Source organism: Hyphomicrobium denitrificans ATCC 51888 (assembly GCF_000143145.1).
Lineage (GTDB): Bacteria > Pseudomonadota > Alphaproteobacteria > Rhizobiales > Hyphomicrobiaceae > Hyphomicrobium_B > Hyphomicrobium_B denitrificans.
Window position 1 is genome coordinate 22,649 of sequence record NC_014313.1, and the last position, 26,846, is coordinate 49,494.

25 protein-coding genes and 1 riboswitch are annotated in these 26,846 nt (G+C 62.0%); of the genes, 11 read left to right on the forward strand and 14 right to left on the reverse strand.

What is annotated here, in order from left to right:
* Positions 1-218: 218 nt before the first annotated feature.
* From HDEN_RS00100 to HDEN_RS00110, 3 genes are read left to right on the forward strand one after another with little or no spacing between them, the layout of a single operon-like run.
* Positions 219-1,391: an aspartate aminotransferase family protein gene (locus HDEN_RS00100; RefSeq protein WP_013214066.1), complete on the forward strand. Its 1,173-nt coding sequence runs from the start codon at positions 219-221 to the stop codon at positions 1,389-1,391.
* A complete protein-coding gene (gene argF / locus HDEN_RS00105; RefSeq protein ID WP_013214067.1) occupies positions 1,391-2,347 on the forward strand; it encodes an ornithine carbamoyltransferase in 957 nt (318 codons plus the stop codon). Before HDEN_RS00100 ends, argF begins: the two co-directional genes overlap by 1 nt.
* 18 nt (positions 2,348-2,365) lie before the next feature.
* Positions 2,366-3,301 carry an Hsp33 family molecular chaperone HslO gene (locus tag HDEN_RS00110; RefSeq protein WP_013214068.1) on the forward strand — a complete coding sequence of 312 codons (936 nt, stop codon included), beginning with the start codon at positions 2,366-2,368 and terminating at the stop codon, positions 3,299-3,301.
* A 6-nt stretch (positions 3,302-3,307) separates the two neighbouring features.
* Here HDEN_RS00110 and HDEN_RS00115 read toward each other — a convergent pair whose 3' ends face one another.
* The 4 genes from HDEN_RS00115 to metZ all read right to left on the reverse strand — a co-directional run bounded on the left by HDEN_RS00115 (position 3,308) and on the right by metZ (position 6,915).
* Positions 3,308-3,868: an EF-hand domain-containing protein gene (locus HDEN_RS00115; RefSeq protein WP_013214069.1), complete on the reverse strand. Its 561-nt coding sequence runs from the start codon at positions 3,866-3,868 to the stop codon at positions 3,308-3,310.
* A 192-nt stretch (positions 3,869-4,060) separates the two neighbouring features.
* Positions 4,061-5,227: an acetylornithine deacetylase gene (gene argE, locus HDEN_RS00120; RefSeq protein WP_013214070.1), complete on the reverse strand. Its 1,167-nt coding sequence runs from the start codon at positions 5,225-5,227 to the stop codon at positions 4,061-4,063.
* 14 nt (positions 5,228-5,241) lie between these two features.
* The gene (apaG, locus tag HDEN_RS00125; protein WP_013214071.1) at positions 5,242-5,697 is read right to left on the reverse strand and encodes a Co2+/Mg2+ efflux protein ApaG; all 456 of its coding nucleotides are present in this window, start codon (positions 5,695-5,697) and stop codon (positions 5,242-5,244) included.
* Positions 5,698-5,706: 9 nt separating this feature from the next.
* Positions 5,707-6,915 carry an O-succinylhomoserine sulfhydrylase gene (gene metZ / locus HDEN_RS00130; RefSeq protein WP_013214072.1) on the reverse strand — a complete coding sequence of 403 codons (1,209 nt, stop codon included), beginning with the start codon at positions 6,913-6,915 and terminating at the stop codon, positions 5,707-5,709.
* Positions 6,916-6,987: 72 nt separating this feature from the next.
* A riboswitch (SAM riboswitch) is annotated at positions 6,988-7,066 on the reverse strand.
* 101 nt (positions 7,067-7,167) lie between these two features.
* Between metZ and HDEN_RS00135 the strand changes: the two genes are divergently transcribed.
* Positions 7,168-8,292 carry a 2'-deoxycytidine 5'-triphosphate deaminase gene (locus tag HDEN_RS00135; protein ID WP_013214073.1) on the forward strand — a complete coding sequence of 375 codons (1,125 nt, stop codon included), beginning with the start codon at positions 7,168-7,170 and terminating at the stop codon, positions 8,290-8,292.
* 165 nt (positions 8,293-8,457) lie between these two features.
* Here HDEN_RS00135 and HDEN_RS00140 read toward each other — a convergent pair whose 3' ends face one another.
* A complete protein-coding gene (locus HDEN_RS00140; protein WP_013214074.1) occupies positions 8,458-8,811 on the reverse strand; it encodes a DUF1428 domain-containing protein in 354 nt (117 codons plus the stop codon).
* Positions 8,812-8,929: 118 nt separating this feature from the next.
* Positions 8,930-9,109, reverse strand: a complete 180-nt coding sequence (locus HDEN_RS00145; RefSeq protein WP_150103150.1) for a hypothetical protein — start codon at positions 9,107-9,109, stop codon at positions 8,930-8,932.
* Between the two features lie 357 nt (positions 9,110-9,466).
* Between HDEN_RS00145 and HDEN_RS00150 the strand changes: the two genes are divergently transcribed.
* Positions 9,467-9,790 carry an HU family DNA-binding protein gene (locus tag HDEN_RS00150; RefSeq protein ID WP_013214075.1) on the forward strand — a complete coding sequence of 108 codons (324 nt, stop codon included), beginning with the start codon at positions 9,467-9,469 and terminating at the stop codon, positions 9,788-9,790.
* Positions 9,791-9,916: 126 nt separating this feature from the next.
* On the opposite strand, the gene dapE is transcribed toward HDEN_RS00150, so the two are convergent.
* The 3 genes from dapE to dapD are packed head-to-tail and all read right to left on the reverse strand — an operon-like array spanning position 9,917 to position 12,698.
* Positions 9,917-11,089 carry a succinyl-diaminopimelate desuccinylase gene (dapE, locus tag HDEN_RS00155; protein ID WP_013214076.1) on the reverse strand — a complete coding sequence of 391 codons (1,173 nt, stop codon included), beginning with the start codon at positions 11,087-11,089 and terminating at the stop codon, positions 9,917-9,919.
* The gene (locus tag HDEN_RS00160; RefSeq protein ID WP_013214077.1) at positions 11,086-11,841 is read right to left on the reverse strand and encodes a hypothetical protein; all 756 of its coding nucleotides are present in this window, start codon (positions 11,839-11,841) and stop codon (positions 11,086-11,088) included. The genes dapE and HDEN_RS00160 overlap by 4 nt, the downstream gene beginning before the upstream one ends.
* Before the next feature lie 2 nt (positions 11,842-11,843).
* Complete coding sequence (gene dapD, locus HDEN_RS00165; protein ID WP_013214078.1) at positions 11,844-12,698, reverse strand: 2,3,4,5-tetrahydropyridine-2,6-dicarboxylate N-succinyltransferase; 855 nt, start codon at positions 12,696-12,698, stop codon at positions 11,844-11,846.
* Positions 12,699-13,058: 360 nt separating this feature from the next.
* Here dapD and HDEN_RS00170 point away from each other — a divergent pair, with 360 nt between their 5' ends.
* On the forward strand, positions 13,059-13,313 hold the full coding sequence (locus HDEN_RS00170; protein WP_013214079.1) for a hypothetical protein: 255 nt from the start codon (positions 13,059-13,061) through the stop codon (positions 13,311-13,313).
* 117 nt (positions 13,314-13,430) lie between these two features.
* On the opposite strand, the gene HDEN_RS00175 is transcribed toward HDEN_RS00170, so the two are convergent.
* Complete coding sequence (locus HDEN_RS00175; RefSeq protein ID WP_013214080.1) at positions 13,431-14,078, reverse strand: TlpA family protein disulfide reductase; 648 nt, start codon at positions 14,076-14,078, stop codon at positions 13,431-13,433.
* Between the two features lie 37 nt (positions 14,079-14,115).
* Between HDEN_RS00175 and argH the strand changes: the two genes are divergently transcribed.
* The 3 genes from argH (at position 14,116) to lysA (ending at position 17,200) form a co-directional block, all read left to right on the forward strand.
* A complete protein-coding gene (gene argH / locus HDEN_RS00180) occupies positions 14,116-15,525 on the forward strand; it encodes an argininosuccinate lyase (RefSeq protein WP_013214081.1) in 1,410 nt (469 codons plus the stop codon).
* A gap of 57 nt (positions 15,526-15,582) precedes the next feature.
* Positions 15,583-15,804 carry an LPS translocon maturation chaperone LptM gene (lptM, locus tag HDEN_RS00185; RefSeq protein ID WP_013214082.1) on the forward strand — a complete coding sequence of 74 codons (222 nt, stop codon included), beginning with the start codon at positions 15,583-15,585 and terminating at the stop codon, positions 15,802-15,804.
* A 124-nt stretch (positions 15,805-15,928) separates the two neighbouring features.
* Complete coding sequence (lysA, locus tag HDEN_RS00190; RefSeq protein ID WP_013214083.1) at positions 15,929-17,200, forward strand: diaminopimelate decarboxylase; 1,272 nt, start codon at positions 15,929-15,931, stop codon at positions 17,198-17,200.
* Between the two features lie 253 nt (positions 17,201-17,453).
* On the opposite strand, the gene HDEN_RS00195 is transcribed toward lysA, so the two are convergent.
* Positions 17,454-18,347, reverse strand: coding sequence for a DUF3800 domain-containing protein (locus tag HDEN_RS00195; RefSeq protein ID WP_013214084.1), 894 nt, complete (start codon positions 18,345-18,347; stop codon positions 17,454-17,456).
* A gap of 269 nt (positions 18,348-18,616) precedes the next feature.
* Between HDEN_RS00195 and HDEN_RS00200 the strand changes: the two genes are divergently transcribed.
* The gene (locus HDEN_RS00200) at positions 18,617-21,307 is read left to right on the forward strand and encodes a TIGR02302 family protein (RefSeq protein ID WP_013214085.1); all 2,691 of its coding nucleotides are present in this window, start codon (positions 18,617-18,619) and stop codon (positions 21,305-21,307) included.
* A 199-nt stretch (positions 21,308-21,506) separates the two neighbouring features.
* The gene (locus HDEN_RS00205) at positions 21,507-22,463 is read left to right on the forward strand and encodes a LysR substrate-binding domain-containing protein (RefSeq protein WP_013214086.1); all 957 of its coding nucleotides are present in this window, start codon (positions 21,507-21,509) and stop codon (positions 22,461-22,463) included.
* A gap of 20 nt (positions 22,464-22,483) precedes the next feature.
* Here the strand turns inward: HDEN_RS00205 and HDEN_RS00210 are convergent, their stop codons facing one another.
* The 3 genes from HDEN_RS00210 to pbpC form a co-directional block, all read right to left on the reverse strand.
* A complete protein-coding gene (locus HDEN_RS00210; protein WP_013214087.1) occupies positions 22,484-23,428 on the reverse strand; it encodes a hypothetical protein in 945 nt (314 codons plus the stop codon).
* A 72-nt stretch (positions 23,429-23,500) separates the two neighbouring features.
* Positions 23,501-24,592 (reverse strand): extracellular catalytic domain type 2 short-chain-length polyhydroxyalkanoate depolymerase, encoded by a 1,092-nt coding sequence (locus HDEN_RS00215; RefSeq protein WP_013214088.1) that lies wholly within the window; start codon positions 24,590-24,592, stop codon positions 23,501-23,503.
* A 78-nt stretch (positions 24,593-24,670) separates the two neighbouring features.
* Positions 24,671-26,776, reverse strand: a complete 2,106-nt coding sequence (gene pbpC / locus HDEN_RS00220; RefSeq protein WP_013214089.1) for a penicillin-binding protein 1C — start codon at positions 26,774-26,776, stop codon at positions 24,671-24,673.
* Positions 26,777-26,846 lie beyond the last annotated feature (70 nt).

Below are 26,846 nucleotides of genomic sequence, written 5' to 3' on the forward strand. Positions count from 1 at the left end.
TAGCGCTGGAAGTTCTGCTCGCGGCACCCCGGGAATACTGGACATTCGTTGACAGGAATACGGTCAACGCGTATCAGTGGTTGCATTCGGGCCGCCAAAAGTGGGCGGCTTTTTGATTTTCCGCCCCGGGGTTATCCACGCACATGGCATCTTCCCCCGCCGCGCTGGGGAAAACACCCGGCCGCTCTTCAGTGTCGACTGAGCCGTCGGCCGCCGTCATGGGTACGTACGGCCGTCAGAACATCGTGTTCGCGCGCGGCGAGGGCTGCTGGCTTTTCGCAGAAAATGGCGATCGCTATCTCGATTTCGGATCAGGCGTCGCGGTGAACGCGCTCGGTCATGCGCACCCGGCGCTTGTCGCGGCGCTGAAGGCGCAGGCTGACAAGCTCTGGCATACGTCGAACCTTTATCGCGTCGAAGGCCAGGAAACGGTTGCGGAAAAGCTGACGCGGCTGACGTTCGCCGAGCGTGTCTTCTTTTGCAATTCGGGCGCGGAAGCGTGCGAAGGCGCGATCAAAGTCGCTCGCCGCTATCATTATGTCTCCGGTCATCTTGAGCGGCAGCGGATCATCACGTTCCGCGGCGCGTTCCACGGGCGAACGCTCGCGACGCTCGCCGCGGCCGGAAACGAAAAATATCTCGAAGGTTTCGCGCCGGAAGCGGGCGGCTTCGATCACGTCGATGCCGGAGATCTGGCGGCGCTGGAAGCGGCGATCTCGCCCGAGACGGCAGCGATCATGCTCGAGCCGATCCAGGGCGAAGGCGGAGTTCGTGCGTTCTCGCCGGAAGATCTGCGCGCCATTCGCGATCTTTGCGACAAGCATGGATTGCTTCTTGTGCTGGACGAAGTGCAGACCGGCGTCGGGCGCACCGGCAAGCTGTTCGCGTACGAGTGGGCCGGTATCACGCCGGACGTCATGGCCGTCGCGAAGGGCTTGGGCAGTGGATTTCCGGTCGGCGCAATCCTGGCGACGGCGGAAGCCGCGAAAGGCATGACGCCTGGCACGCACGGTTCGACGTTCGGCGGCAATCCGCTGGCGATGGCAGTTGCGTCGACGGTTCTCGACATCGTTTCCGAGCCTGAGTTCCTCGAAGGCGTGCGCACGAAGGCGCTGCATCTGAAGCAGGGGCTTTCGGGGCTCAAGGATCAGCATGCAGACGTCGTCGAAGAGGTTCGCGGCGCGGGGCTTCTGACCGGGCTGAAGCTCAAAGCGCACGTGTCACCACAGCAGCTGGTGGCTGCGGCTATGGATGAAAAGCTGTTGCTGGTCGGCGCCGGCGACAATTGCGTGCGCGTGCTCCCACCCCTGATCGCCTCGGACAAGGACATCGCCGAGGCCATGCAAATTCTATCGCGCGCGCTTTCGCGCGTCGCTCGCGAGGTTGGCTGATGCTGGAGAAGGCTCCGACTGTAATGACCGCGAAACAGGGCCCGAGGCATTTTCTCGATATTGCCGATCTCGATTCCAAGACGCTGCGGAAGATCATCGACAACGCGCACGCGATGAAACGTGCCGGCAAGCGCGTTCCGGCCGAGCTTCGTCCGAAGGGGATCGAGGACGACGTGCTCGTTCTGATTTTCGAGAAACCGTCGACGCGGACGCGCGTGTCGTTCGACGTTGCAATGCGCCAGCTCGGCGGTCAGGCGTTGACGCTCAATCACGACGATCTGCAGCTTGGGCGCGGTGAATCTGTTGCCGACACGGCGCGCGTGCTGTCGCGTTATGCCGACGGCATCATGATCCGCGCCAACGCGCATGCGACGCTCGCCGAGCTTGCGCGTCACGCGACCATTCCGGTCATCAACGGGCTGACGGAAAAGAGCCATCCGTGCCAGATCATGGCCGACATCCAGACGTTCGAAGAACATCTCGGCCCGATCAAGGGACGCACGGTTGCGTGGGTCGGCGACGGCAACAACGTCGCGGTATCGTGGATGCACGCGGCGGTTCGTTTCGGATTCAAGCTTCGCCTCGCGTGCCCGAAGTCGCTGTATCCTGAGGCGGAGGCCCTCGACTGGGTGCAACGCGAGAAGGGCAACGTCGAAATCGGCACCGATCCGAGTGAAGCGGTGAAGGGCGCGGACTGCGTTGTTACCGATACGTGGGTGTCGATGGGGCAGTCTGGCGCCGCCAAGCGCAAGAAGATCCTCGCGCCTTATGCCGTCGACGCCAAGCTGATGAGCAAGGCCAGCAAGTCCGCGATCTTCATGCATTGCCTGCCCGCCTATCGCGGACACGAAGTCAGCGAAGAGGTGCTGGAAGGTCCGCAATCGGTTATTTTCGACGAAGCCGAAAACCGCCTGCATGCGCAGAAGGCCATTCTTGCGTGGTGTTTCGGCGCGTAACGCTGAGAGTATCGCCGTATGCCGATCGAACAGCAGCCGCCGCGTGTGCCGGCTGACGACAGCGTTGTCGTCTTTCGCACGCGCCGCTCCAATGTTCGCGGCCGGCTCGTCCGGTTGGGCAAAACGCTCGACGACATCGTCACGCCGCATGCGATGCCGGATGCGCCGAGCCGGTTTTTATCGGAGGCGATTGCGGTTGCCGCGCTTTGCGGTTCGGCGCTGCCTGACGGCGGCAATCTCAACCTGCAGGTTCGCGCGAGCGGGCCTGTCTCAATCCTGGTTGCCGATTACGCGGCGCCCGGACGATTACGCGGATATGCGCGCTACGACGCGGCTAAGCTCGACGACGCGAATGTGCAGCGTGCCGGTCTCGGCGACGGACATCTGGCGCTGACGCTCGATTCCGGTCCCGGCGAAGAGCGCTATCAAGGCGTTCTCGCTTTTGAAAACGCGGCGTTGCAGGCGACGACAGCGGCTTATTTCGAGCAGCGGGAAGGCCTTCCGACATTCATCCGGATCGCGGTTGCGAACCAGTTCGTGGCGGCGCGCCGGTCGGCGTCGAGCACGCCGGAGTGGCATCGGCGTGGCGGGGGACTGATGGTCCAAAGTCTCGCGGCGCAGCGCGACGGCGACGATGACGCCGCGGAAGATTGGCGTCGCGTCGAGATGCTCGCCGCGACGGTCGAGGATCACGAGCTTCTCGATCCCGATTTGCCGGTCGAGCGTCTGCTGCTCAGGTTGTTTCACGAAGAGCAGGTGGCGATCGAGCGCGTCATTCCGCTGACGTCATTTTGCCGATGCAGCCGTGCGAAGGTCGAAAACGTGCTGACCGCGTTCGGAGCCGCGGATCTTGCGGACATGCGCGACGACGATGGCCGCATCGTCGTGACGTGCGAATTCTGCACGTCGCGATACACGTTTTCGCTCGATGAACTGAAACAAGCCGGCGACTAATTCGCGTTAGCGCATGCCGCCGTTGGCGACTTTGCCGGCCTGCCCGCCAGCTTCGCGCGGGTCGCCGCTTTCGGGCTTGGCGCCTGACACGTCGTATTCCGTTTTCGAGCGGGCGCTCGCGATTTGCGAACCGTCGAGTTTGCAGCTGCCGGACTTGTCGATCAGCGTGAAGGCCGGGTTTGCTTTGTCGACGAATTCGGCGCGCGAGACTTTGCCGTCGCCGTTGGCATCGTAATATTGCAGGTTCGCGGTCTCGAACAGGCGATCGACCTTGATCAGATTTGGCCACTCGCTCGCGTCCAGCGAGTCGTCGTGATTGGTGTCGGCGCCGTTGAACAGATCTTCGGCGTAGGATTTCCACTCGTTGCACGTCACGACGTTGTCGTGGTTGGAATCCCAGCTGCCGGCGGCCTGCAGAAATGCGCGATCGACCTCGGAGAGCTGGTTGCCGCCAAACGGGTTGATCGATCCGATCGACGGAAGCGGCGTCGTGGAGCATGCCGACAGCATCGACGCGGCGATCGTTGCGCAAAGTGCGGATGATAGGGTTTTGGTGCGCAAGGTCATGAGATTGTCTCTGTGATCGCGGAATGCCTGCCGGCTCGCCGCATTCGTACTCCTAACACTGCGTCGATTGCGCGGCAGACCTAGAAAAAGCGGTGGGCCGATGCAAAAGGGCACGAAGATGTCGCAGTGATGTCACACGCGCGTGGAAACGCGATCAACGTTGAGACGCGGCGCTTTTTGCAGTGCACCCGCTCAGGCTTCGGCCCAATCTCCGAGGCGCTCGAGAAACGCGGCGCATTTCGCGATCTCGCTTTCGGCGATCCATTCGTCGGCAGTGTGGGCCTGCGCGATGTCTCCGGGGCCGCAAACCACCGCAGGAGCGCCGGCCTCCTGGAAAAGTCCAGCTTCGGTCGCGAATGAGACGGTGTGCGTTTCGTTCTGGCCCGTGAGTTTCAGGGCGAGCGCGACGACGTCGGACGTTCGGTCGGCGCCGAAGGGCGTGACGGAATTTTTGCGGGTGATCGCGATGTCCGCTTCCGGTGCGACGAGGCGCATCTCGGGCAGGCACTCGGTTTCGGCGAACTGGCGCAGACGGCGTTCGATGATCGCGGGATCGAGGCCCGGCAAGGCGCGCACCTCGAAGCCGAAAGTGCAGCTTATCGGAATGATGTTCGACGCCGTGCCGCCTTCGAGCATCGTGACCTGAAGCGTCGGATAGTCGGGATCGAAGCGGGCGTTGCGGACATTCTTTTTCAGGTCGGCTTCGATACGCTCCAGCTCTCCGATGAGGCGCGCAGCGAAGGTGATCGCGTTGACGCCGAGCGGCGCCATGCTCGAATGCGCGGCGCGGCCCTTGACCTCGACGAACCAGCGGACGGGGCCTTTGTGGGCATCGACGACCTGCATCGACGTCGGCTCGCCGACGATGACCATGCGCGGTCTCGGCAATTCCTTGCCGAGTTCGGCGAGCATCGGGCGAACGCCGAGGCAGCCGACTTCCTCGTCGTAGGAGAACGCGAAATGGATCGGCGTCTTGAGCTTGCGCCGTTTGAAGTCGGGTGTTGCGGCGAGAACAGCGGCGATGAAGCCTTTCATGTCCGCAGTGCCGCGTCCGTAAAAACGTCCGTCGGCGGCGCGCACGGTGAAAGGATCGCTGGTCCAGGTCTGGCCATCGACGGGAACAACGTCGGTATGTCCCGACAGCGCCACGCCGCCTTCGCCGTCCGGTCCGATCGTGGCGTAGAGGGACGACTTCTGGCCGTCGTCGCTGACGATGCGGCGCGAGGCGACGCCGTGGCCGTGCAGGTAGTCTTCGATGAACGCGATGATATCGAGATTGCTGCGGTAGCTGGTCGTATCGAACGAGACAAGGCGGGCGAGCAGTTCCGCCGGTGTCTCAGTTGCGCGTCTCGTGCTCATTCTGCCCGTCGCTGTCAGTTCATGCTGCGGCGCGTGTAAGGGCTATCCAGCGAGAACGCCGGAATGGCGACGTCGAACAGCTTGCCGGATTCATCCGTCATCTGATAGCTGCCGACCATGATGCCTTGCGGCGTCTTCAAGGGGCAGCCGGAGGTGTAGTTGAACGACTCGCCCGGCTGGATCGTCGGGGTTTGCCCGATGACGCCAGGGCCGCGCACTTCCTCAGTGTGGCCGACCGCGTCGGTGATCCGCCACATACGTGATTTCAGCTGGACGGTTTCCTGGCCGTCGTTGCTGATCTCGACGGCATAGGACCAGACGAAGTGGCTGTCCTCGGGCGACGACTGGTCGTCGAGGTACTGCGGCTCCACGCGGATGCGGATGCCGCGCGTGATCGCTTCGTAAGGGTGGCTCGCAGCCTGCCTTTTAGATGTTGATTTAGATGCCGATGCTGGCGTGTTCTTGGTCATTGGTTCCCATCAGCCCTTGGCCGCCTTGACTGCGTTCGTCAGATCGTCGGCTAAATCTTCGGCAGCTTCAAGTCCGACCGATAGCCGGATCATGCCATCGCTAATGCCCAATTCGTCGCGCTGGGCCGGGGTGAGCTTGAAATGCGTCGTCGTCGCCGGATGCGTGACGATGCTTTTCGTGTCGCCGAGGTTATTCGAAAGGATGATGAGGCGAAGCGCATTGAGGCAGCGGAACGCGCCGCTTTTGCCGCCAGCGACCTCGAACGCGATCATCTGGCCGCCGCCCGGCATCTGGCGCGCGGCAAGCTCCGCCTGCGGATGATCGGCGCGGCCCGGATAGATGACGTTCGTCACCCCGTCGAGGCCGGCCAGAAGGTCGGCGAGTTTGGCGGCTGTAGCGCACGCCGCCCGAATGCGGACGGGCATGGTTTCCAGGCTCTTGAGCAGCACCCAGGCATTGAAGGGTGCGATCGACGGCCCGGTCTGGCGCAGCCATTCTTGCACATATTTCGTGATGAATTCGGTTTTTCCGAGAACGGCGCCGCCGAGGCAGCGGCCCTGGCCGTCGATGTGCTTGGTCGCGGAGTAGACGACGACATCGGCTCCGAGCGCGAGCGGCCGCTGTAGCAGCGGGGTCGCGAAGACGTTATCGACGACGGAAATGATGCCTTTTTCGCGGGCAATCTTGCAGACGCCTTCGATGTCGACGAGCTCGAGGTTCGGGTTGGAGGGCGTCTCGAAGAAGAACAGCTTGGTGTTCGGCCGGATGGCCTCGCGCCAGGCGTTCAAATCCTTGCCGTCGACCAGCGTCGAGGAGACGCCGAGACGTGCACAGATCGTTTCGATGACGTTGCGACACGAGCCGAACATCGCGCGCGCCGCGACAATATGGTCGCCGGAACGGACGTAGGAGAGGATCGACGCGGTGACGGCGGCCATGCCCGTCGCGGTGGCGAGGCATTCCTCGGCGCCTTCGAAGATTTTCAGGCGATCCTCGAACATCGCCGTCGTCGGATTGCCGAAGCGCGTATACTGAAAGCCCGGATCTTCCTGCTTGAAGCGGGCTTCGGCCTGCTCGGCCGAGTTATAGACGAAGCCCTGGGTCAGATAGAGCGCTTCCGCCGTTTCGTTCCATTGCGACCGTGTGATGCCGCCATGCACGAGTGCCGTCTCGGGCCGCCAATTGCGCCCGGCAGACTGCTCTTCTTCTTTTGCCATCGGACTTCAGCCTTTCGCGCCAACAAAAAACCCGGTCCACGGGCGCCGGTCGTCGAAGCCGGGCGCGGGAAACCGGGAGCGCACACGGCCTCTTTAGCGACTTGTTTAACGTGGCTGCAAGCCGGCCGGCCAAAGGACCACGGAACGTCCCGGGGATTAACTCCGGTGCCTCTTGGCGTCAAGGGGCGGCTGGCTTAGGGATCGACGTTAGCGTTAGTGGGCCCGCAACAGGGCTGAAAGGCGAAGGACGAGATGGCCAAAGCAGAGAGGATCATTGCGGCGTCGAAGCGGCGCGATGCGGCTCACGGCATCGTTCCTTCGCAGGGCATTACGGAGATGATTGCCGCCGGCCAGATCGTGATCGCCGAGCCGGTCGCGGAAACGCAGGTGCAGCCCGCGAGTCTCGATCTCCGGCTTGGGCCGGTCGCATACCGGGTGCGCGCGAGCTTTCTTCCGAAGCCCGGCGGGCGCGTGCAGACGAAGCTCGACGATCTCGCGCTGCATACGATCAGTCTGAGCCAGGGCGCGGTGCTCGAAACGGGGTGCGTTTATATCGTGCCGCTGCTCGAAAGCCTGGAACTGCCGCAGGATATCGAAGCCTCGGCCAATCCGAAAAGCTCGACGGGCCGGCTCGACGTGTTCACGCGCGTCATCGCCGATGGCGTCGGCGCGTTCGATCAGGTCCCGCACGGCTATCACGGGCCGCTGTTCGCGGAGATCTGTCCGCAGACCTTTCCGATCGTCGTCAGGAAGGGATCGCGGCTTTCGCAAATTCGTTTTCGCGTCGGCACGGCGGCCGACAGCGATGTCGATCTGAAAGAGCTGCACAAGCGTGAGCGTCTGATTTCAACCGAGGATGCGGATATCTCGGGCGGGATTGCGCTGTCGGTCGATCTCGCGGGCGATGCGCGGGGGCTTATCGGATTTCGCGCGCGCCGCCATACTGGTGTCGTCGATGTCGATAAGCCGGGCGCTTATCCGGTCGAGGATTATTGGGACCCGATTTACGTTCGCGACAAGCATCGCCTGATCCTCGATCCCGATCAGTTCTATATTCTCGCGTCGAAGGAAGCCGTGCACGTGCCGCCGACGCATGCCGCCGAAATGGTGCCGTTCAACCCGCTGGTCGGCGAGTTTCGCGTGCATTATGCGGGCTTCATGGACCCTGGGTTCGGTCATGCTCCCGCAGGCGGCGGCGGATCGCGGGTCGTACTCGAGGTGCGTTCGCACAAGGTGCCGTTCATTCTCGAAGACGGGCAGATCATCGGGCGGCTGATCTATGAGCGCATGATCGAGACGCCCGAAATGATTTACGGCCAAGGGCTCAAGTCGAATTATCAGGGCCAGGGCCTGAAGCTATCGAAGCATTTCAAGTAGCTTTTAGTTGGCGCTGGCTTCACCGCTTGGCGGAGCCGGCCGCCAGCGCCGTTGCGTTAGGCTCGTAGAAGACGACAATATTTTTTGTGCCTTCGGCGCATTTTATGCTGGATCCCCGGCCTTCGCCGCGGCTTCGCCTCGCTCGGCCGAGGATGACTGGGTACGTCACAGCTCCACGATCGTTTTGAAGCCGCCGTAGATCATGCGCTTTGCGTCGAACGGCATTTTCGACATGTCTTTCGACAAGCGTGGATCGGCAAATACTTTCTGCAAAATGGCATCGCGATCGGCGCGGGATTTGTAGATGATCCATGAAAAGGCGACGACTTCGCCGTCTTTCAATTTCACCGCGCGCGGAAACGATGTGAGCTTGCCGACCGGTACGTCGTCACCGATGCACTCGACGTATTCCAGCGCGCCATGCTCGAGCCAGATCTTGCCCGCCTTCTTCGCCAGTTTCTTGTAGTCGGCGAGGCGGCTTTCCGGCACTGCAACGACAAATCCATCGACGTAGGCCATTTCCTCATCTCCGTGTCAGGGTTGCAGTTATTGCTTCGACACCCATGACATCGGGTGCCGCGCTGTTCCCGCTCGTTCGCTGAGGATTTTGACGTTTTGAAGGGCCGGGCGAGCCGCGCTAGCTCTTCTTGGGCTTTTCGCTGGCCTTCAATATGGCCGTGACGACGTCTGGAAAGCGCTTTTCGATTTCGGCGTAGCGGAGCGCGTTGAGCACATCCCTGCTGCGGTCAAAGCCCGTGGCTTCGGGTGTCATCGACACAGATATGGCGGGGGTTTTCTTGAGGAATCCGAAGGGCAACGCTCTCCTCTGCAACAGGCGTTGCAGCGCATCGGGCAACCTTCAAACGTTGCCGACGACGTAAGCTTCCTCGGGTCCAGTTGGATCACCGGGTAGGCCGTCGAAGCCTCGGGCGGCAGCGCGCCGACCTTCTCATTTCCTCCCTTCCCTCCCGCATCCGGCATGCAAATGACGCCGAAACTTTCGGGTTTCCGCGCACTTTTTTTGCACCGACCATGAAACTGCCGCTTGCTTTCCGGCAACAAATGCTGCTCATTTCGCGCGCTTCATTCGAAAAACGCCCGTAAACAGCGTGTTTTTGGACTTTGAAGATGTATTGTTCGACATCGAATTGATTCGCAAATGAGAGGGATTACCATGGCGAAGGCTCCGGCGAAGGCCCCGGCAAAGGCAGCTGCAAAGATCGAAACCGTTACGTTGAAGCATATCGCGGCGGCTCTCGCCGAGGCTCACGAGATCCCGAAGAAGCAGTCGATCGCGCTGCTGGAAGACCTGGTCACCACCATCGGCAAGCACCTGAAGAAGGGCGCGCGCATCCGCATCGGCGGTCTCGGCGTGCTGCAGGTTCGCAAGCGTCCGGCGCGCATGGGCCGCAACCCGGCGACGGGCGAAGCCATCAAGATCAAGGCTTCGAAGAAGATCGCCTTCCGCGCCGCGAAGGAACTCAAGGAACTGGTCTAACGCCTGTTCAAAACGGGTGGGACTGAAAAAGGTCGCCGATCAGGCGGCCTTTTTTGTTTGTTTCGGGCGACTCGCGTTCCGCGAGCCGGCCGCCCGAAACGCATGTTAGTCGCCAGCGCCGAACTGTTATTCAGTGCGGAAATAATTCGTGATGAAGCGGCCATAGATCTCGGTCAGCTGTTCGAGATCGACAATGCTGGTGTGCTCGTCGACCTGGTGGATCGTGGCGTTGACCAGACCAAATTCGACGACAGGACAAATGTCCTTGATGAAGCGGGCGTCCGACGTGCCGCCTCCGGTCGTCAGCTTCGGAATGCGGCCGGTCACGGATTGAACGGCGTCTGTCAGCGTGGAGACGAGAGGACCGGGCTTCGTCAGGAAGACGTCGCCGGTGCCCGAGAAGCTGACTTCATACTTCGCTCCGACTTCGGCCGCCGCGTGTGCGAGTTTGTCGCGAACCCAGGCTTCGATCGTCGGACGGTGCCAGAGATCGTTATAGCGGATGTTGATCTTGGCGACGGCCTGGCCGGGGATGACGTTGGTCGCGGTGTTTGGCACCGAGATGACCGTCACCTGCAGGTTGGACGGCTGGAAGTCCGGCGTGCCGTCGTCGAGCTTCGCCGTCGACAAGCGGTCGATGAGGCGTGCGAGCTTCGGTACGGGATTGTCGGCGAGCTGCGGATAGGCGGAATGTCCTTGCTTCCCGTGCACAACGATCTCGGCGTTGACGGAGCCGCGGCGGCCGATGCGGATTTCGTCGCCCAAAGCCTTCGGGTTCGATGGTTCGCCGACGAGGCAGGCGTCGACGACTTCGTCCCGCGACTTCAGCCAATCCAGGATTTTCATCGTGCCGTTGATCGAGGGGCCTTCTTCGTCACCCGTGATCAAGAACGACAGCGAGCCGCGCGGTAGGCCGTTGTGATGGTGAATGTACTTCAGGGCCGCGGAAACGAAAGCCGCCACACAGCCCTTCATGTCGACGGCGCCGCGTCCGTAGACCTTGCCGTCGCGGATGTCGCCGGAGAACGGCGGGACCGTCCAGACCTTTTCATCGCCGACGGGCACGACGTCGGTGTGGCCCGCGAAGGAAAGATGCGGTCGGCCCGAGCCGAGGCGTGCGTACAGGTTATCGACGTCGGGCGTGCCGGGTTCGGAAAATACCAGCCGGTGACAGGTGAAACCTGCAGGCTCCAGCACATTTTGCAGCAGCGTCAGCGCGCCCCCTTCGTCAGGCGTCACGCTTTCGCAGCGAATAAGAGCCTGCGTCAGGGTCACGGGATCGGTCGGATTGAGCGTCATGACGAAGCGGAGGTCCTCTGGCTCTGCTCGATCGTCGGCAGCGGGACATCGCGGCCGTCGAGCGTTTCGATGATGGTGATCTTCTGCCAGATTTTGCTGGAGAGGTCGGAGGTCAGGCGCTCGATGTCGCCGACGGTATCGACGACCACGGAGTCGCTCAGACGTTCGGCATAGAGCGCGGCGCACTTCGCCGTCAGCGAAAGCATTTCCGAGCAGTAGTCGAGGTAGCGCATGAGTTCGAACAGCGACATCTTGCGATCGCCGCTCTTGCCGCCGACGGTCGGAGGGCGATCGGAGCTTGGGTCTTTCGACAGCTGGTGCATATCGATGACGTGGACGATGGAGCGCAGTTCGTGCAGCGCCGTCAGTGCCCGGGCGCGCTTCCAGCGCGTTTCGAGCGTCGAGACGAAGAACGCGCCGCCGCCGAGAAGCACCAGAAGATTGAACAGCGCGTCGAGACCTTGAACGGTCTCGGACCATTCGTCGGTGCCTTTCAGCACTGCTGCCTGCGACCCAAGATAAACAAGGATCAACAGCGAGGAGCCTGCCATCGCCAGCAGAAGCAGACGCAGCGTCCAGTTCGGACGATCAACGTATGTGATGCGCTGCGACGTCTGCTTGGCGACGCCGGCAAGATCAGCGCAGACCCGCGATAGCCCCGACCCAGGAAAGCGCGACGCGATGCGCTCTTCGAGCCTTTCGATGGTCTCCACAATTCTTGTGGGATCGAGCGCTCGATAGGTCAGGGGCACGATCAGTCTCGCAACAGCTCGTTGATGCTCGTTTTCGAGCGCGTCTTCTCGTCGACGCGCTTGACGATGACGGCGCAGTAGAGGTTCGGTCCCGGTTCGCCGTTGGGCAGCGGCTTGCCCGCCATCGAGCCCGAGACGACGACCGAGTACGGCGGCACCTTGCCGAAGAATTTCTCGCCCGTGGTGCGGTCGATGATCGTGGTCGAAGCGCCGAGATAGACGCCCATCGACAGCACGGAGCCTTCGCCGACCTCAACGCCCTCGGCGACTTCGGCGCGGGCGCCGATGAAGCAGTTGTCCTCGATGACGACGGGGCCTGCCTGCAGCGGTTCCAGCACGCCGCCGATGCCGGCGCCGCCGGAGATGTGACAGTTCTTGCCGATCTGGGCGCAGCTTCCGACCGTCGCCCAGGTGTCGACCATCGTGCCGCTGTCGACGTAAGCGCCGAGGTTCACGAAGGCGGGAAGTATCACGGCGCCGGGCGCGATGTAGGCCGAGCGGCGGACGACGGCTCCGGGGAGCACGCGGAACCCGCCCTTGCGGAAGTCGGCTTCGGTCCATCCGGCGAACTTCGGCGGCACCTTATCCCAGTAGAAGCTGCCTGCCGGGCCGCCCGAGATCGTTTCCATGTCGTTGAGACGGAACGACAGCAGGACCGCTTTCTTCAGCCATTGGTTGACGGTCCAGGCGCCATCCTTCTTTTCGGCGACGCGCGCTCGGCCGGTGTCGAGAAGGCCGAGGGACGTTTCGACAGCGTCGCGGACCTCGCCTTTGGTTTCAAACGAAACGGCATCGCGGTTGTCCCACGCGCTCTCGATGGTCTTCTGCAGATCGAGAAGGGTATCAGCGGCGGCCATTTCGATCTTATCTCCGTCATTGTTGTCAGTTTGAAAATGCCGATTGGCCTTGTCGCCTCTTGGCGCAAACCTGTCAATTCGAGCTTGATCTCAGGGGGCGTCAGACTGCGGATCGCGCACGCTTCCGAAGCATCTGGGCTCCGATGCCGGTCGGCGAAACGATGGCGCGCATCGCTTTCCCTGGCCTTAGACGTGACTGACAGCAGCGCTTGATAGGGTGCAGCCAAACTCGTTCTGTACGGTCCGAACAAATTGGATGCTTTCGGGCGTTCCAGTAATTCCTTGACGAAAGCGAATCTGACATGTTGCCGCCTCGTCGGACCGCCGTTTCGCGGCCCTCGCAACAAGGAAACGACGTCCATGGCGAAAGCAGAAACCACTAGCAAGAGAGTATCTTCGGCGGCTTCGAAAGTTCTTCGCAGCAAGTCGGCGTCCAAGGCGGAAAAGGCAGTTGCCGCATCCGCGCTGACGCAGTCGAGAAATCCGAAAGAAACAACGGGCAAGAAGGTCGCGTCGGCGGCGTCCAAGATCTTGCGAAGCAAGACGGCCAGCAAGCAAGCGAAGTCGGTTGCCGCTTCTGCGCTGACCCAGAAGGTCAAAGCGAAAAAGAAGTAATTCCTCGCCAAGGACGTCATCCCGGCGAAGGCCGGGATCCGTCCAGGTTCGATCTCTGCGTAAATCTTGATGTTGGGATAGATCCCCGCCTGCGCGGGGATGACGTTTGTGGGCGGGCTAGTTCATCGCGGCCTGGATGAGCTTTTTGGCGTCGTCGGAATCCCACTCGGCCGATCCGGCGAGCCGTCCGACTTCAAGCCCGTCCTTGTTGATCAGGATCGTCGTCGGCATGCCGAGGAGCTTCAGCTCCATGCCCTGCTTGGCGGTCGGGTCGGCGTAAAGCACGACCTTGTCGGCCTTCAGATCGTCGAGGAACTTGCGAGAGGCCTCGTAGCCTTTGCGGTCGAGGCTTAGCGCCACGACTTCGAATTTGTCGCCCCCGAGTTCAGCCTGCAGGCGGTTCAAGGCCGGCATTTCCTCGCGGCACGGGCCGCACCACGTCGCCCAGAGGTTCAGCAGGATCGTTTTGCCCTTGAGGCTCGAGAGCGTCAGTTCCTTGCCTGCGGCATTCTGGAATTTGATGTCGGGCAGCGGCTCCGGCGTCTTTTTGGCGACGAAGGCGGCCATTTTCCCGAACTTGAATGACGATTCACCCGATGCGCCGACGCTCGGGGCAGAGAAATCCTGGGCAACGGCGCCGGATTTTTCTGAACCCGCGTTGTCGAACCCGCCTCCGATAACGTATACGGCGCCGAACCCGATGAGCGCTGTCAGCGCCACGATCCAAAGAGCCTTCTGCGGCCCACCCGCGTTGTTCGTTGCCATCTGGGACCCTTGTTTCTCTCGCTAGACGGAGCCGCTCGTGACCGATAAGCCCGCCAACGCCATGTGGGGTGGCCGTTTCCAAATGTCTCCGGCCGAGATCATGCAGGAGATAAATGCCTCCATCGGCTTCGACAAGCGACTCGCGCCGCAGGACATTCGCGGCTCAAAGGCGCACGCACAAATGCTCGCGGAAGCCGGTATTTTAACGAAATCCGACGCGAAGGAGATCGTCAAAGGGCTCGACCAGGTCCAGGCGGAGATCGACGCCGGGACGTTCGAGTTCTCGGTGGCGCTCGAAGACGTGCACATGAACGTCGAGAACCGCCTCAAGACCTTGATCGGGGCGGCGGCGGGGCGGCTGCATACGGCGCGCTCGCGCAACGATCAGGTAGCGACCGATTTCCGGCTTTATGTGCGCGATGCGATCGATGGGATCGACGCGGCTCTGGAGCGCGTACAGCAGGCGCTGGCAGAAAAAGCTGAAGCGCACGCGGCGACCGTGATGCCCGGCTTTACGCATCTGCAACCCGCGCAGCCCGTCACGTTCGGACATCATCTGCTCGCTTACGTGGAAATGATCGCGCGCGACCGGGGCCGCTTCGCTGACGCCCGCAAGCGGCTGAACGAGAGCCCGCTGGGCTCGGCGGCGCTCGCCGGGACGTCATTTCCCATCGATCGGAAGAGAACGGCGGAAGCGCTGGGCTTCGACCGCCCGATGGCGAATTCGCTCGATGGCGTGTCGGATCGCGATTTCGCGCTCGAGACGCTGGCGGCGGCGACGATTACGGCCATTCATTTCTCGCGGCTCGCGGAAGAAATCGTCATCTGGATGACGCCGCAGTTCGGCTTTGTGAAACTGTCCGACCGGTTCACGACCGGCTCGTCGATCATGCCGCAAAAGCGCAACCCGGACGCGGCCGAGTTGGCGCGCGCGAAGGTGGGGCGGATCGCGGCGGCATTCCAGGGGTTGGCGATGGTCATGAAGGGCCTGCCGCTCGCCTACTCGAAGGACATGCAGGAAGACAAGGAAACGACCTTCGACGCGCTGGCGAGCCTCCGACTCGTGATGGCGGCGATGGCGGGCATGATCGGCGATCTGGAGCCTGTGCCGGAGGCCATGCGCGCTGCCGCAGGACGCGGGTATTCGACGGCCACCGATCTCGCCGACTGGCTCGTCCGGGAACTCAAGATGCCGTTCCGGGATGCACATCACGTCACCGGCTCGATCGTGAAGGCGGCGGAAACGAAGGGCCTCGACCTCGACAAGTTGCCGCTGGCCGATATGCAGGCCATCGAGCCCAAGATCACGAAGGCCGTCTTTTCGGTGCTTTCGGTCGAAAACTCGGTCAAGAGCCGAACCAGCTATGGGGGAACTGCGCCACAGAACGTCCTCAAAATGGCGCGTCACTGGCTGCGGCGGTTGGAAAAGGGCCGCGCGAAGGGCTAGAACAGGCTGGCAGATTGCCCGCTTTTCCGGGCCGTGGAGTTTTGGAGACACGCACGTATGGCAGCGCTTTTGCGCCTTAAGTCGCTGGTGGCCGTGGCCCTGCTGTGCGCGGTGGGGTTCGGCTTCGCGGGCTGTGGCGTCAAGGGACCGCTCGAGCCGCCGCCCGAGGCCAAGGTCGCGGGCGAAGCGAAGTCTCCGGATGCGCGCGATCCAGGCTCCAATTCGGATGCGCCGAAGAAGCCGCACGAGGGCTTCGTTCTCGATCCGCTGCTGCGCTAGCCGCCGTCAGCCTTCGACAACCAGAATTTGAAATTCCGGCCGCCGTGCGGACGATAAGTCTGGACGGGCCACTGCGGTGCGGGCATGACGATTGGAAAATTCCAACCGTAAGCTGATCAGCCCCATGCACCACTTCCACTACAAGAACGGCATTCTGCATGCCGAGGACGTCAGCCTCGCGCGCATCGCGGACGAGGTCGGGACGCCGTTCTATGTCTATTCGACGGCGACGCTCGAACGTCATTACAAAGTGCTGGCTGAGGCGTTCCGCGATCAGAAGGCGCTGATCTGCTTCGCGGTCAAAGCCAATTCCAATCAGGCGGTGCTGGCGACGATGGCGCGGCTCGGCGCTGGCATGGACGTCGTATCCGAGGGCGAGCTGCGGCGCGCGCGGGCGGCTGGCGTTCCGGCCTCGAAGATCATTTTTGCAGGCGTCGGCAAAACGCGTGGCGAGATGGCGTATGCGCTGGAGGAGGGCATTCTCGGCTTCAATGTCGAGAGCGAGCCGGAGCTTCTGGCGCTGAGCGAAGTTGCGACGGCGCTCGGCAAGACGGCGTCGATCGCGATCCGCGTCAATCCGGATGTCGACGCGAAGACGCATGCAAAGATTTCAACCGGCAAGGCCGAAAATAAGTTCGGCGTGCCGTTCGAGGATGCGCGCGAGCTTTATGCGCGCGCGGCGACGCTGCCGGGCCTCAAGATTTCCGGCATTCACATGCATATCGGCAGCCAGATCACCGATCTTGCGCCGTTCCGTGATGCGTTCGCGCTGCTGCACGATCTGGCGCGCGATTTGATCGCAGATGGTATTCGCCTTGAGCATCTCGATATCGGCGGCGGGCTCGGCGTGCCGTATCGCGGCGCCAACGACATTCCGCCGACGCCGGATGAGTACGCAGCTGTCGTTAAAGCCGCGCTGGGCGATCTCGGTTTGAAGATCGTGCTGGAGCCGGGCCGCATGATCGTCGGCAACGCCGGTCTGCTCGTGACGCGCGTCACCTACGTGAAGGAAGGCGAGGACAAGACGTTCACCATCGTCGATGCGGCGATGAACGATCTCATTCGTCCGACGCTGTATGAGGCCTATCACGAGATCTGGCCGGTCGCGGAGCAGCGCAACGATATGGCTCCGGTGCAGCAGGATATCGTCGGGCCGGTATGTGAGACGGGCGATTTCCTCGCTGAGGATCGGGCGTTGCCGCCGTCGGAGCCGGGCGATCTTCTGGCGGTGATGACGGCGGGTGCTTACGGCGCGGTGATGTCGTCGACGTACAACACGCGCTTGCTGGTGCCGGAAGTTCTGGTCAGCGGCGATCGTTATGCCGTCGTCCGGCCGCGCCCGAGCTACGACGATCTCATCGGCGCGGACAAGCTGCCGCCGTGGATCGCGGGTTGATGGCATCGTGGCGAAACAGCGGTGACAATTACGTATGATTTTAACGCATCCAGTGGAAATGCGAAAAATCGACTCAAAATCAATGAGTTAAATAAGTTGTTGATTTTACAATATTTCCGTTGACTTTTCTCGTTATAAGTTCTATGTTTGTTCTCAGTGGTGGGCGTGTCGGGCAGCCCGTGTTGTGGGTCCATTCCCGCGACGTCCTTCTGGACGCTTGGCGACAAGAGTAGCTGGGCTAAAAGCCAAGGGATTAGTCGGGTCCGGGCGCCCACCACTGCCGTGGATAGCCGTAAAATTTGAATATCTTCTCTTGGTCCCGCGTCAGCTGGGCACCTCGGAAGCTCGGCATGATCTTCACGCCATACCCTGCAATTCTTCCATCCAAGATATCAGGGAAGCGGCCCATGCGTGGTTCAAGCAATTTCGCGAATTGGGGATCGCATTCGCCAGTATCGCGAAAATCGCAGGCTTTGAAAAAGGCTGATGCAACAGTGTCAGCAAAGTGGAGTCCCGCCCTATTGTTATGCGCAGCCACTTCCAGCAGTCTTCGATCCATCACGGACCAGGATAGTTCTCCAAGCGTTAGTACCTGTGTGCCAGCGATGTCTTTGAACTTCAGCCAACTGTAATAAGCGTTCATCTGCTCATAGGAAATGCCGCCTCGTTCGCTATAGACAATTTTCAAAAATCTCGGCGAACCGAAACGGCTGGCGCTATCTTGAGCAACAAAATGAGTGATCCTTTCAAGAAGAAGCCGGGTCATCCAACAGTAGAACCAGTTCTTGGAAGGGAACATTGCGGCCCAAGGATTTTGATAGCCTTTCATGTTTTTTTTGTTTGATGCTACGACCCAATAGCGGGCTGGCAGTGCGCGCATTTTTTCGCACACTAATAGACGCTTTGCCGGATTTAGGTCGGCAAAGTGGATGCCAAATTTTTGGTGTCCTCTGAATCCACTTGTGATGTCGCGAATCCAGCCTTCGATTTTTGGCTCGGTTTGCCGCCGAAATACGGCAGCTCCAAGTATGAGCCACTCGCTAGCACCATTCACATCGATGCCTTTCACCCGGCTCAAACCCGGATCGCCGGATTCATCGATGTACGCGATGTACTCATGTTCTGGAGGAGTTTGGGATAAAGACATTTGATGGCTGAGAGTGGATGGAGAAGAAGAGCAAGAAGACCTTATGCACTTTCAAATGGATGCCAAGGAGTTCTGTGGCTCCGTGACGAAGATGCGTTGATAACGCTATGAACAGGATTGCCGCGGCGTCGCCAGGAAGGACGTTACAGCTTGCCTGGAATTCGGGATCGTTACCGTTTGTCGGCGTTGAAGTTACGGGCGTTTCGCCGGGCGGCGACGTTGCATTTTGTTAAGGGACGGGGCGTTTTGCCCATGTTAGGCTAGACCTAATGGCTGACCCTAACACCACGGATCAGAGTTCCGCGCTGTCGCGGTCTTTTGCGCGCAAAGTTCGCCTCAGCACGTTCGCTCTGGTGTTCGAGAGACTGTGGCCGCGACTATGGCTGCTGATCGGCATCGCGCTGCTGTTTGCGCTGGTGTCGTTCGCGGGCGTCTGGCCCTATCTCGATCCTTTCGTCCATAAGGCAGTGCTCGCGGCGTTCGCGACGGCGGCGCTTGCGGCAGCGATCTATGCCGCGCGCATTCCGTGGCCGACGCGCGATGAAGCGATCCGGCGCATCGAGCGACGCTCCGGAATTCCGCATCGCCCGGCCACGTCATACGAAGACACGCTTTCGTCCGGCACCTCGAACGCTGAAACGTCGGCGCTTTGGCAGGCGCATCGCGAGCGCCTGGCGCGCGCCATCGCGCGGTTGCGCGTCGGCAATCCGCGACCTCGGACGGATCGCTTCGATCCGTGGGCCTTGCGCGGGCTTGCGATGCTGCTGCTGATTCCGGCGGCGCTACTCGTAACGGGAAGTCTTGGCGACCGGCTTGCGTCGGCATTTCGCTTCGGCGTCGCGGGCACTGGTACGCCGACGCGCGTCGATGCCTGGGTCACGCCGCCGCCCTATACGGCGCTGCCGCCGGTTTTGCTGTCCGACGGTTCGCAGCAGGCCTCCGCCAGCGACGAAGATAAGAAGCGCTTTTTCGAGGTGCCCGATCACAGCCTGCTGACGCTGCGCGGTGTCGGCTTTGGTTCGGACGGCGTGGCGCTCGAGGTGTTGAGCGACGGCTCGCCCGATGTGACGCGCGTGACCCCTGAACCGCGCAAGGCGGGCGATACGTCGAGCGTTGCGGAAGTGCGCTACGAGCTTCGCAAGTCGTCGCGCATTCGGGCGCTGTCCGGCTCGCGCGAGCTTGGACAATGGACGTTCGACGTCATCGCCGACGAGCCGCCGACGATCGCGATGACGAAAGAGATCACCGGTACGCCGCGCGGGTCGATGCGGATGACGTATGGGGCGGAAGACGATTATGGCGTCGCCAGCGCGGAAGTAAAAGTCCAGCCATCGCCGCCGAAGGCCGGCGATCCGGCGACGTCGTGGGCACGGCCGCCGCCTCTCACCGGGCCGCGATTGCCGCTCGAGCCGCCGCCGGTCCTGAGCCTCAAGATTCCGCGTCCGGGTGCGAAGAAAGTCGATGCCTCGACCCTGCTCGAAATCGGTGAGCATCCGTGGGCCGGGCAGCGCGTGCGGCTATGGCTCGAAGCAACCGATGTCGGCGGTCAGGTCGGACGCAGCAAGGCGATCGAGATCGTACTGCCTGCGCGGCGTTTCAAGAATCCGCTGGCGCGGGCGTTGATCGAGCAGCGCCGTAAGCTCGCAGAGGACTCGCGCAACCGGTCGACTGTCGCCCGAGCTCTCGATGCGCTGACGATGGAGCCTGAAGGCTTCATCACGGATACGTCCGTGTATCTGGGACTGCGCGCGATCTATCACCGGCTCGATCGCGAGATATCGCGCGAGACGATGAAGGAATCTGTCGACGAACTCTGGCAGATCGCGCTCAAGGTCGAGGATGGCAATCTTTCGCAGGCCGAGCGCGCGCTTAAGGATGCGCAAGATCAGCTTTCGAACGCGTTGCAGAAGGGCGACGACAAGGAAATCCAGGACGCGCTCGCGGAGCTGAAAAAGCGGCTCAACGATTATCTCAACGAGATGCAGAAGAACGCGGATAAGGAAAATCCGCAGGGCGACCAGCAGCAAGACGATCAAATGCAGGAGCTGGGCCAGCAAGATCTCGATCAGATGATGAAGGACCTCGAAAAGAACGCGCGGCAGGGGTCGCGCGAAGAGGCCGAGCGCATGTTGTCGGAATTGCGCGAGCTGATGGATCGTCTGCAGGCGAACAATACACCGGAGTCGCGGGCGCAGCAGCAGCGCACGCAGCAGATGATGAAGAAGCTCAACGAGCTCGATAATCTCGCGCGCCGGCAGCAAGAACTCATGGATGATACGTTCAAGGAGCAGCGGCGCCGGGAAGGCGGTCAGCAGCCCGAGGGCGGTTCGCAGGACGATCCCAACGGACAAGGCTCGCCGAAAGCAGGAAAAGGCCAGCAAGGCCGGACGCCTCAGGGCGGACAGAGCGGCATGGACCCCGGTCGCCAAGGCGGCGGCGAGCAGGGCGAAGGTCAGCAGGGCAGAGACGGAAACAACGTCGGACGGCAGCAGCGCGGTAAGGGCGGTTTGCAGGACCGGCAGGCGCAATTACGCGAGCAGCTCGATCAATTGAAGAAAGAGCTGGAGCAAATGGGTTCTGGCGATCCGGATAAGCTCGGCAATGCGCAGCAGTCGATGGGGAATGCCGAAGACGCGCTGAAGCAGAACGATCTCGACGAGGCCGGCAATCAGCAGGCGGAAGCGCTGCAGCAGATGCGCGAGAGTGCGCAGCAGATGGCCGAGCAGATGCAGAAGAATGCGCAACAGCGGCTCGGTCGCGGCGGCAATTCTCCCCGCGATCCGCTCGGGCGGCCTCAACGCGCGCAGGGGCCGGATCTCGGAACGTCGGTCAAAGTGCCGGATGCCATCGACGCGCAGCGGGCGCGCGAAATCCTGGAAGAGCTGCGCAAGCGGTCCGGCGACAGTCTTCGGCCGCAGGACGAGCTTGATTACATCGACCGGCTGCTGAAGCGGTTCTGATCTTGCTTGAGGTCATTTGCGATCGTCGCGCCGGTTGCGCGAGGGAAAAATCAAACTCTCGATCGCTTCGATCAGGTGGTTGATCACGCGCATCATCTTCTGGCTCCAGTCCTGAAATGCCAGAGAATGGTGTGTCTGCGGAATGCTTTAGACAAACGGCATTGCTTTACATAACCTGTAAGTTTTTGTTACATCAGGCATGGTTCGCAAACTGCCTCCTCTCAATGCCTTGAAGGCGTTCGAGGCCGCCGCCCGGCTTTCGAGCTTTTCGCGCGCGGCCGGCGAACTAAACGTCACGCATGCCGCCATCAGCCGGCACGTGCGTTCGCTCGAAGAAGAATTTCGAACGCCGCTGTTCGAGCGCACGGGGCGCGGCGTCGAGTTGACGGAGGCGGGCCTGTCTCTGGCGCAAAGCCTGACGAAAAGCTTCGATCTCATTGCGGCGGCGTCGAGCCAGTTCGCGCGGCCGTCCCGTCGCCGCCGGCGCTTGGTCGTCACGTCGGACGTTTCGTTCGCGGCGTTGTGGCTGGCGCCGAGGATTGGCAGGTTCACGTCGCTTCATCCGGGCATCGATCTTGTGGTCGACCCGAGTCATCGGCTCGTTGATTTCGGTAAGGAGGATGTCGATCTCGGTGTTCGTTACGGATTCGGCGAATGGGAGGGCGTCGATGCGCGCAAGCTTGTCGAGTCGCAGCTGATGCTGGTGTGCAGTCCGGCGTACCTGCGTGCGCATCCGCTGTCGGCGGCAAGCGATCTCGATCCGAGCCTGCTCATTCGCGAGACCGCGAAGGAATGCTGGGAGGCTTGGCTTACGGCTGCGGGGATCATTGAAACGATCGTTCCCTCGGGGCCGACGCTCAACGGCGATCTGGCGATCGCGGCGGCTGAAGCCGGGCAAGGTTTCGCAATCGCCGACCAGATTCAGGCAGGGGACGCGTTGCGTGCGAAACGGCTTGTCTCTCCGCTCGATGTCGTCGCATCGCGCGCGAGCTACTATCTGGTGCGGCGCGCGGGTTCGAAAAAGTCGGAGGCCGCCGAGGTTTTCGAGACGTGGGTTCGCGAAGAGCTGCAGTCGTCCGCGAAGGCTCTAGCGCGGCTGCGCACCATTGCTCCGGCGAGGAAGAGCCGGGCCGGTTCTTCCCGGCGGGCGAAATAACTTGCGACGTTACGAAAGGCTTATTGCGTCGCCGTTTTCGGAACGAAGCGCACGAGGAAGCCGCCGATCACCTGATGGCTGACGAGTTTCGAGCCAGCCCAACCGTTCGGCGGTTCTTCGCCGCTCCACCAGCGTGAGAACTGGCGCCACATGTCGATCGGGAACCAGGTGCCGTCGCGGCCCGTGAGAGGTCCCCAGTAATCGGCTGCCGTGAATTTGTACTCGATGAAAATCGAGCCGGTGCGGAGACGAAATTCGAGGCCGAACAGCGCCTGCGCGCAGGGGCCCGTGTACTGATATTCGTACGTGCGTTTTTCGTCCGTCTTCAGGTGGATTTCGGAGTGCGGAAACGACATGCCCGCGCCGACGCCTGCATAGGGAGAAATGACGCCGAGCGACGGCAGACGCAGCAGGCCGTTCAACGTCAGCATGTTGTGGCCGTGCGTCCATTCGAGCTTGTTGAAATAGTCGCCGATCTTGGCCGAGGCGGGCGCGGGCTTGCCGTCAAGCGTTCCTTCGAACGCGCGTTCGCCCTCTTTCATCGGTGCGTAGACTTTGGAGTGCGTGAAGTCGAGCATCGTGCCGAGGCGGCCGCCTTCGAACCAGCGCTGAAAGCGGACGCCGTAGTATAGCGGGTTTTCGAATGGGTTCGTGTACCAGGGAATGTCTTTGATCGTGAGATCGGTGACGCCGGTCTTCTTGAGATGGAAGTCGCTCGGGTAATGATAGGGCGCGCCGAGATAAGCGCCGAAATCGGATTCGCGTCCGGGATTGTGCGCCGTTGAGGCGGGCGCGGCTGATGCGGCGGCAGGTGCAGCATCGCGATCTTCGGGAAGCGCAGCGGCCGCGACGAGCAATCCCATCGTCGCTGCGGTGACGGCGATCTGGATTGTTTTCGGCAGGCTCGGAAGCGTGCCGCTTCGGCGCGGCCATAGCGGCGCCAGCAAAGCCTCGCGCATCAGCATAGCGTGTCTCCCCGTATGCGGTCGCCGGCGTGCGGCTTTGAATGTCGTGCCATTCCCTCTGGCCGGATGGCTTTACGCGCCCCCGCCGCCCGCTTGCAAGCCGTCGAGCATACGGTTCACTGCGGCAATCTGCGGCGCATCATGGGTCAAATACTGCGGTCCGGTATAACCCCACCAATCCCAGCAGCCCTGCGGATTGATCGGCGACGCGGCGACCTGCGGGAACAACACGATCAGCCGATTTGTATCGGCCCACCGCGCAAAGCCGGACTCGGTGATGAAGGCGTTGCCGACGGTTTCGCGATTTTGCGCGCATCCGTGAAAGGCGATATGCACGCGGCAGCCGGATTTTTCGCGACACGCCTTCGGAACATAGACGACGCCGGTTTCGGCGAGGCCGCTGCCGCTCATATCGTTGGCGGCGAAGGGGCGTTGATCGAAGTCGATGAAGTCGCCCGTTGCAGCTTCGGTGCGCGGCTGCAGATCGCCGTACATCTGCTTCAGCAATGCGCCCGCCTGATCGTAAGCGCAATTGACGACATACGGCTTGGCGGAGACATCGCAGGCGTTGCCTTCATTGTCGGTGACGAAGGCGTGGCCAGCGGGATAACTCGAGACGAGTTCGATGTTCGCCGCGGGAACGCCGAGCTTGGCGTAGAACTCGGCGGCGTGCTTGACGATCGACGGAACGACGGTGCGGTCGGACGTACCGGTGAAAAGATAGAGACGGTCGCGGGTGACGTCGGCGATCGGATCGATCTCGCCCTTGGCGGCGCGCGCTTCAGCTTTCGCTGCGAGTTCGGCGGGATCGGCAACGCCCCAGATCTCGAGCAGATCGAGCATGCAGCCGTTGACGGCTTTGCTGAGATTGAGGAACGCTGTTCCGGTGCCCGGAAGCGTGTTCGCGAAAATGCTTTCGGAACAGCCGTAGGGGCCGCCCGCGATGATGGCCGCGCCGACAACACGCTTGGCGTGCGCCATCTGGAATTGTCCGGCCATGTAGGCGCCGGATGAGATGCCCGACACCGTCGTTTCGTTGACGTTGGCGCCAAGTGCTGGAAGCGAGGATGTTTGCTCATGCGGAGCTTCGCGGCAGCCCGCCAGCGTCAGCATCATCGCAAGGAATAAAAGATTCCTTGTCGCAATTCGCATCGTGTCGATCATCGATGACAGGTGTCCGAACAATAAGAGACGAAGCGGAAGCTAGCGCGCCGGACGCGTTCCCGCTACGCCTTCGAACGGCTATCTTAATCTGATCGACGCGCGGTCGGTGCGGCCTTTGGCATCGATCACCGTCAGCTTCGCGAAGCCGGCAGTTCCCGGCTGCCACGTCGCCTCACGCGAATGGGGATTAGACTCTATCGGAGTTCCGTCGATGAGCCAGGTCAATGGCAGCGCGCCGCCGTCGGCTTTCAGGATCAACGGATCTCCGCCGAGTTCAGCGCCTTCGATTTCAGACTGATCGGGCGGAAAAGAAATGAGCACGGGCGGTTCGAGAAAGCGGCCGGTCGCCGGATCGTCGCTCGGATCGCGCCAGCGTTTCAACGGCGCGGGAAGATCGGCGTTCGTGCCCTTGATGGCGTTGGCGGGCATCGCCTGCAATGCGGCGCGCTTTTCGGAGATGCGTGCGAAGGCGTCGAACAGGATCGGCGCGGCGGCGGTGCGTCCGAGAATTCCGGGAACGCTCGAGTTGTCCGGCTTTCCGACCCAGGCAGCGACAACATATTTGCCGTCATAGCCGATGGCCCAGGCATCGCGGTATCCGTAGGAGGTGCCGGTCTTGTAGGCGAAGCGTCCGCCCTTGGCGTTCGGCGGCGGTGGCGCATCTTTCAAAATGTCGGTGACGTACCACGCAGCGAGCGGCGACATCAGGCGATGGGCGTTGACCAGCGGCTTGACGCGCGTTGCGGCAAGTGTGCGGCCGCGCTCGTCGAGGCGGTGAACCAGCGCGATGCTGTCGCCGCCGCGCGCGAGGCTGGCATAAAGCTGCGTCATTTCTTCGAGCGTCAGGCCGGTGCCGCCGAGCGCCATCGCGAGCGTCGGCTCGGATTTGTCGGGGAAGCGCGCATCGACGCCCGCGCGGCGAAAGCGGCCGACGAGCTTGCCGGGTCCGACGCGGGCGAGCACGCGAACGGCCGGAATATTCAGAGATTGTTCGAGGGCTTCGCGGATCGACACGGTGCCGTGGAAATTCTCGTCGAAGTTTTTCGGCGCATAGGTTCCAAAGCGCGTCGCGCGGTCGTCGATCAATGTCTCGGGATGAGCGAGACCGGCTTCGAACGCGAGGCCGTAGATGAAAGGTTTCAGCGTCGAACCGGGCGAACGGACGGCGGTCGACATATCGACGGCGCCCTGGCGTCCGGTGTCCATGTATCCGGCCGAGCCAACTTGGGCGAGAATTTCGCCGGTCTGGTGATCCGCGACGACGATGGCGGCTGAAACCTTGTCGCCGATGAGACGCGCCTGTTCGGTCGCAAGTTTTTCGAGGCTCGCCTGCAGCGTCCGGTCGAGCGTCAGCTTGAGGATGTTTTCTTTCGGATGCGTCGCGACCTGTGTTTCCGTCAGATGCGGGGCGAGCATCGGGAAGGCGTAGCGCGCTTTCACGACGCGTTCGGTCTTGGCTCGCGCGGCGTCGGCGGCGGTGATGACGTGCGCGGCGACAGCGCGATCGAGAACGCGATCGCGGGCGCGGCGCGCGGCTTCGGGGTTGCGATCGAGACGGCGCTGCTCGGGTGATTGCGGGAGCGCGACGAGCAACGCGGCTTCGCCGAGCGACAACCTGCGCGGTTCCTTGCCGAAGTAAGCAAGCGAGGCAGCGCGTACGCCTTCGAGGTTGCCGCCGAAGGGCGCGAGGCGAAGATAAAGCTTCAGGATTTCGGTTTTCGAGAGCTTGCGTTCGAGATTGATCGCGCGCGCCATCTGGCGCAGCTTGCCGCTCGCGGTGCGCTCGTGCTTGCCGTCGAGCAAGCGTGAGACCTGCATCGTCAGCGTCGAGCCGCCGGAGACAAGGCGGCCGTGACGCAGCAATTGTCCGACGGCGCGCAGCACGGCTTTCGGGTCGACGCCGTGGTGGCTGTAGAAGCGCTTGTCCTCGAACGCGAACAGCATCTTGAGATAATGTTGATCGACGTCCTTGGGATCGATCGGCAGGCGCCAGTTGCCGGCCGTCGTCGTAAAGGCGCGCAGCAGGCGCTCGTCGCGATCGACGACGGTGACGGATGTTGCCTTGGCTTCGTCAAGCAGCAGCGGCCCGGCGTCGGCGAAGGCTTTGACGTAGAGGCCGTAGGTCGTGGCGGCGCCTGTCAGCGCCACTAGCAGAATCGCAAGCCCCAGCCGTCGCCATGTCATGAAACTTCTCCCCTCCCCTTGACGGGGAGGGGTCGGGGGTGGGGCGTCGGTCGAACGTGCATTGGGGGAA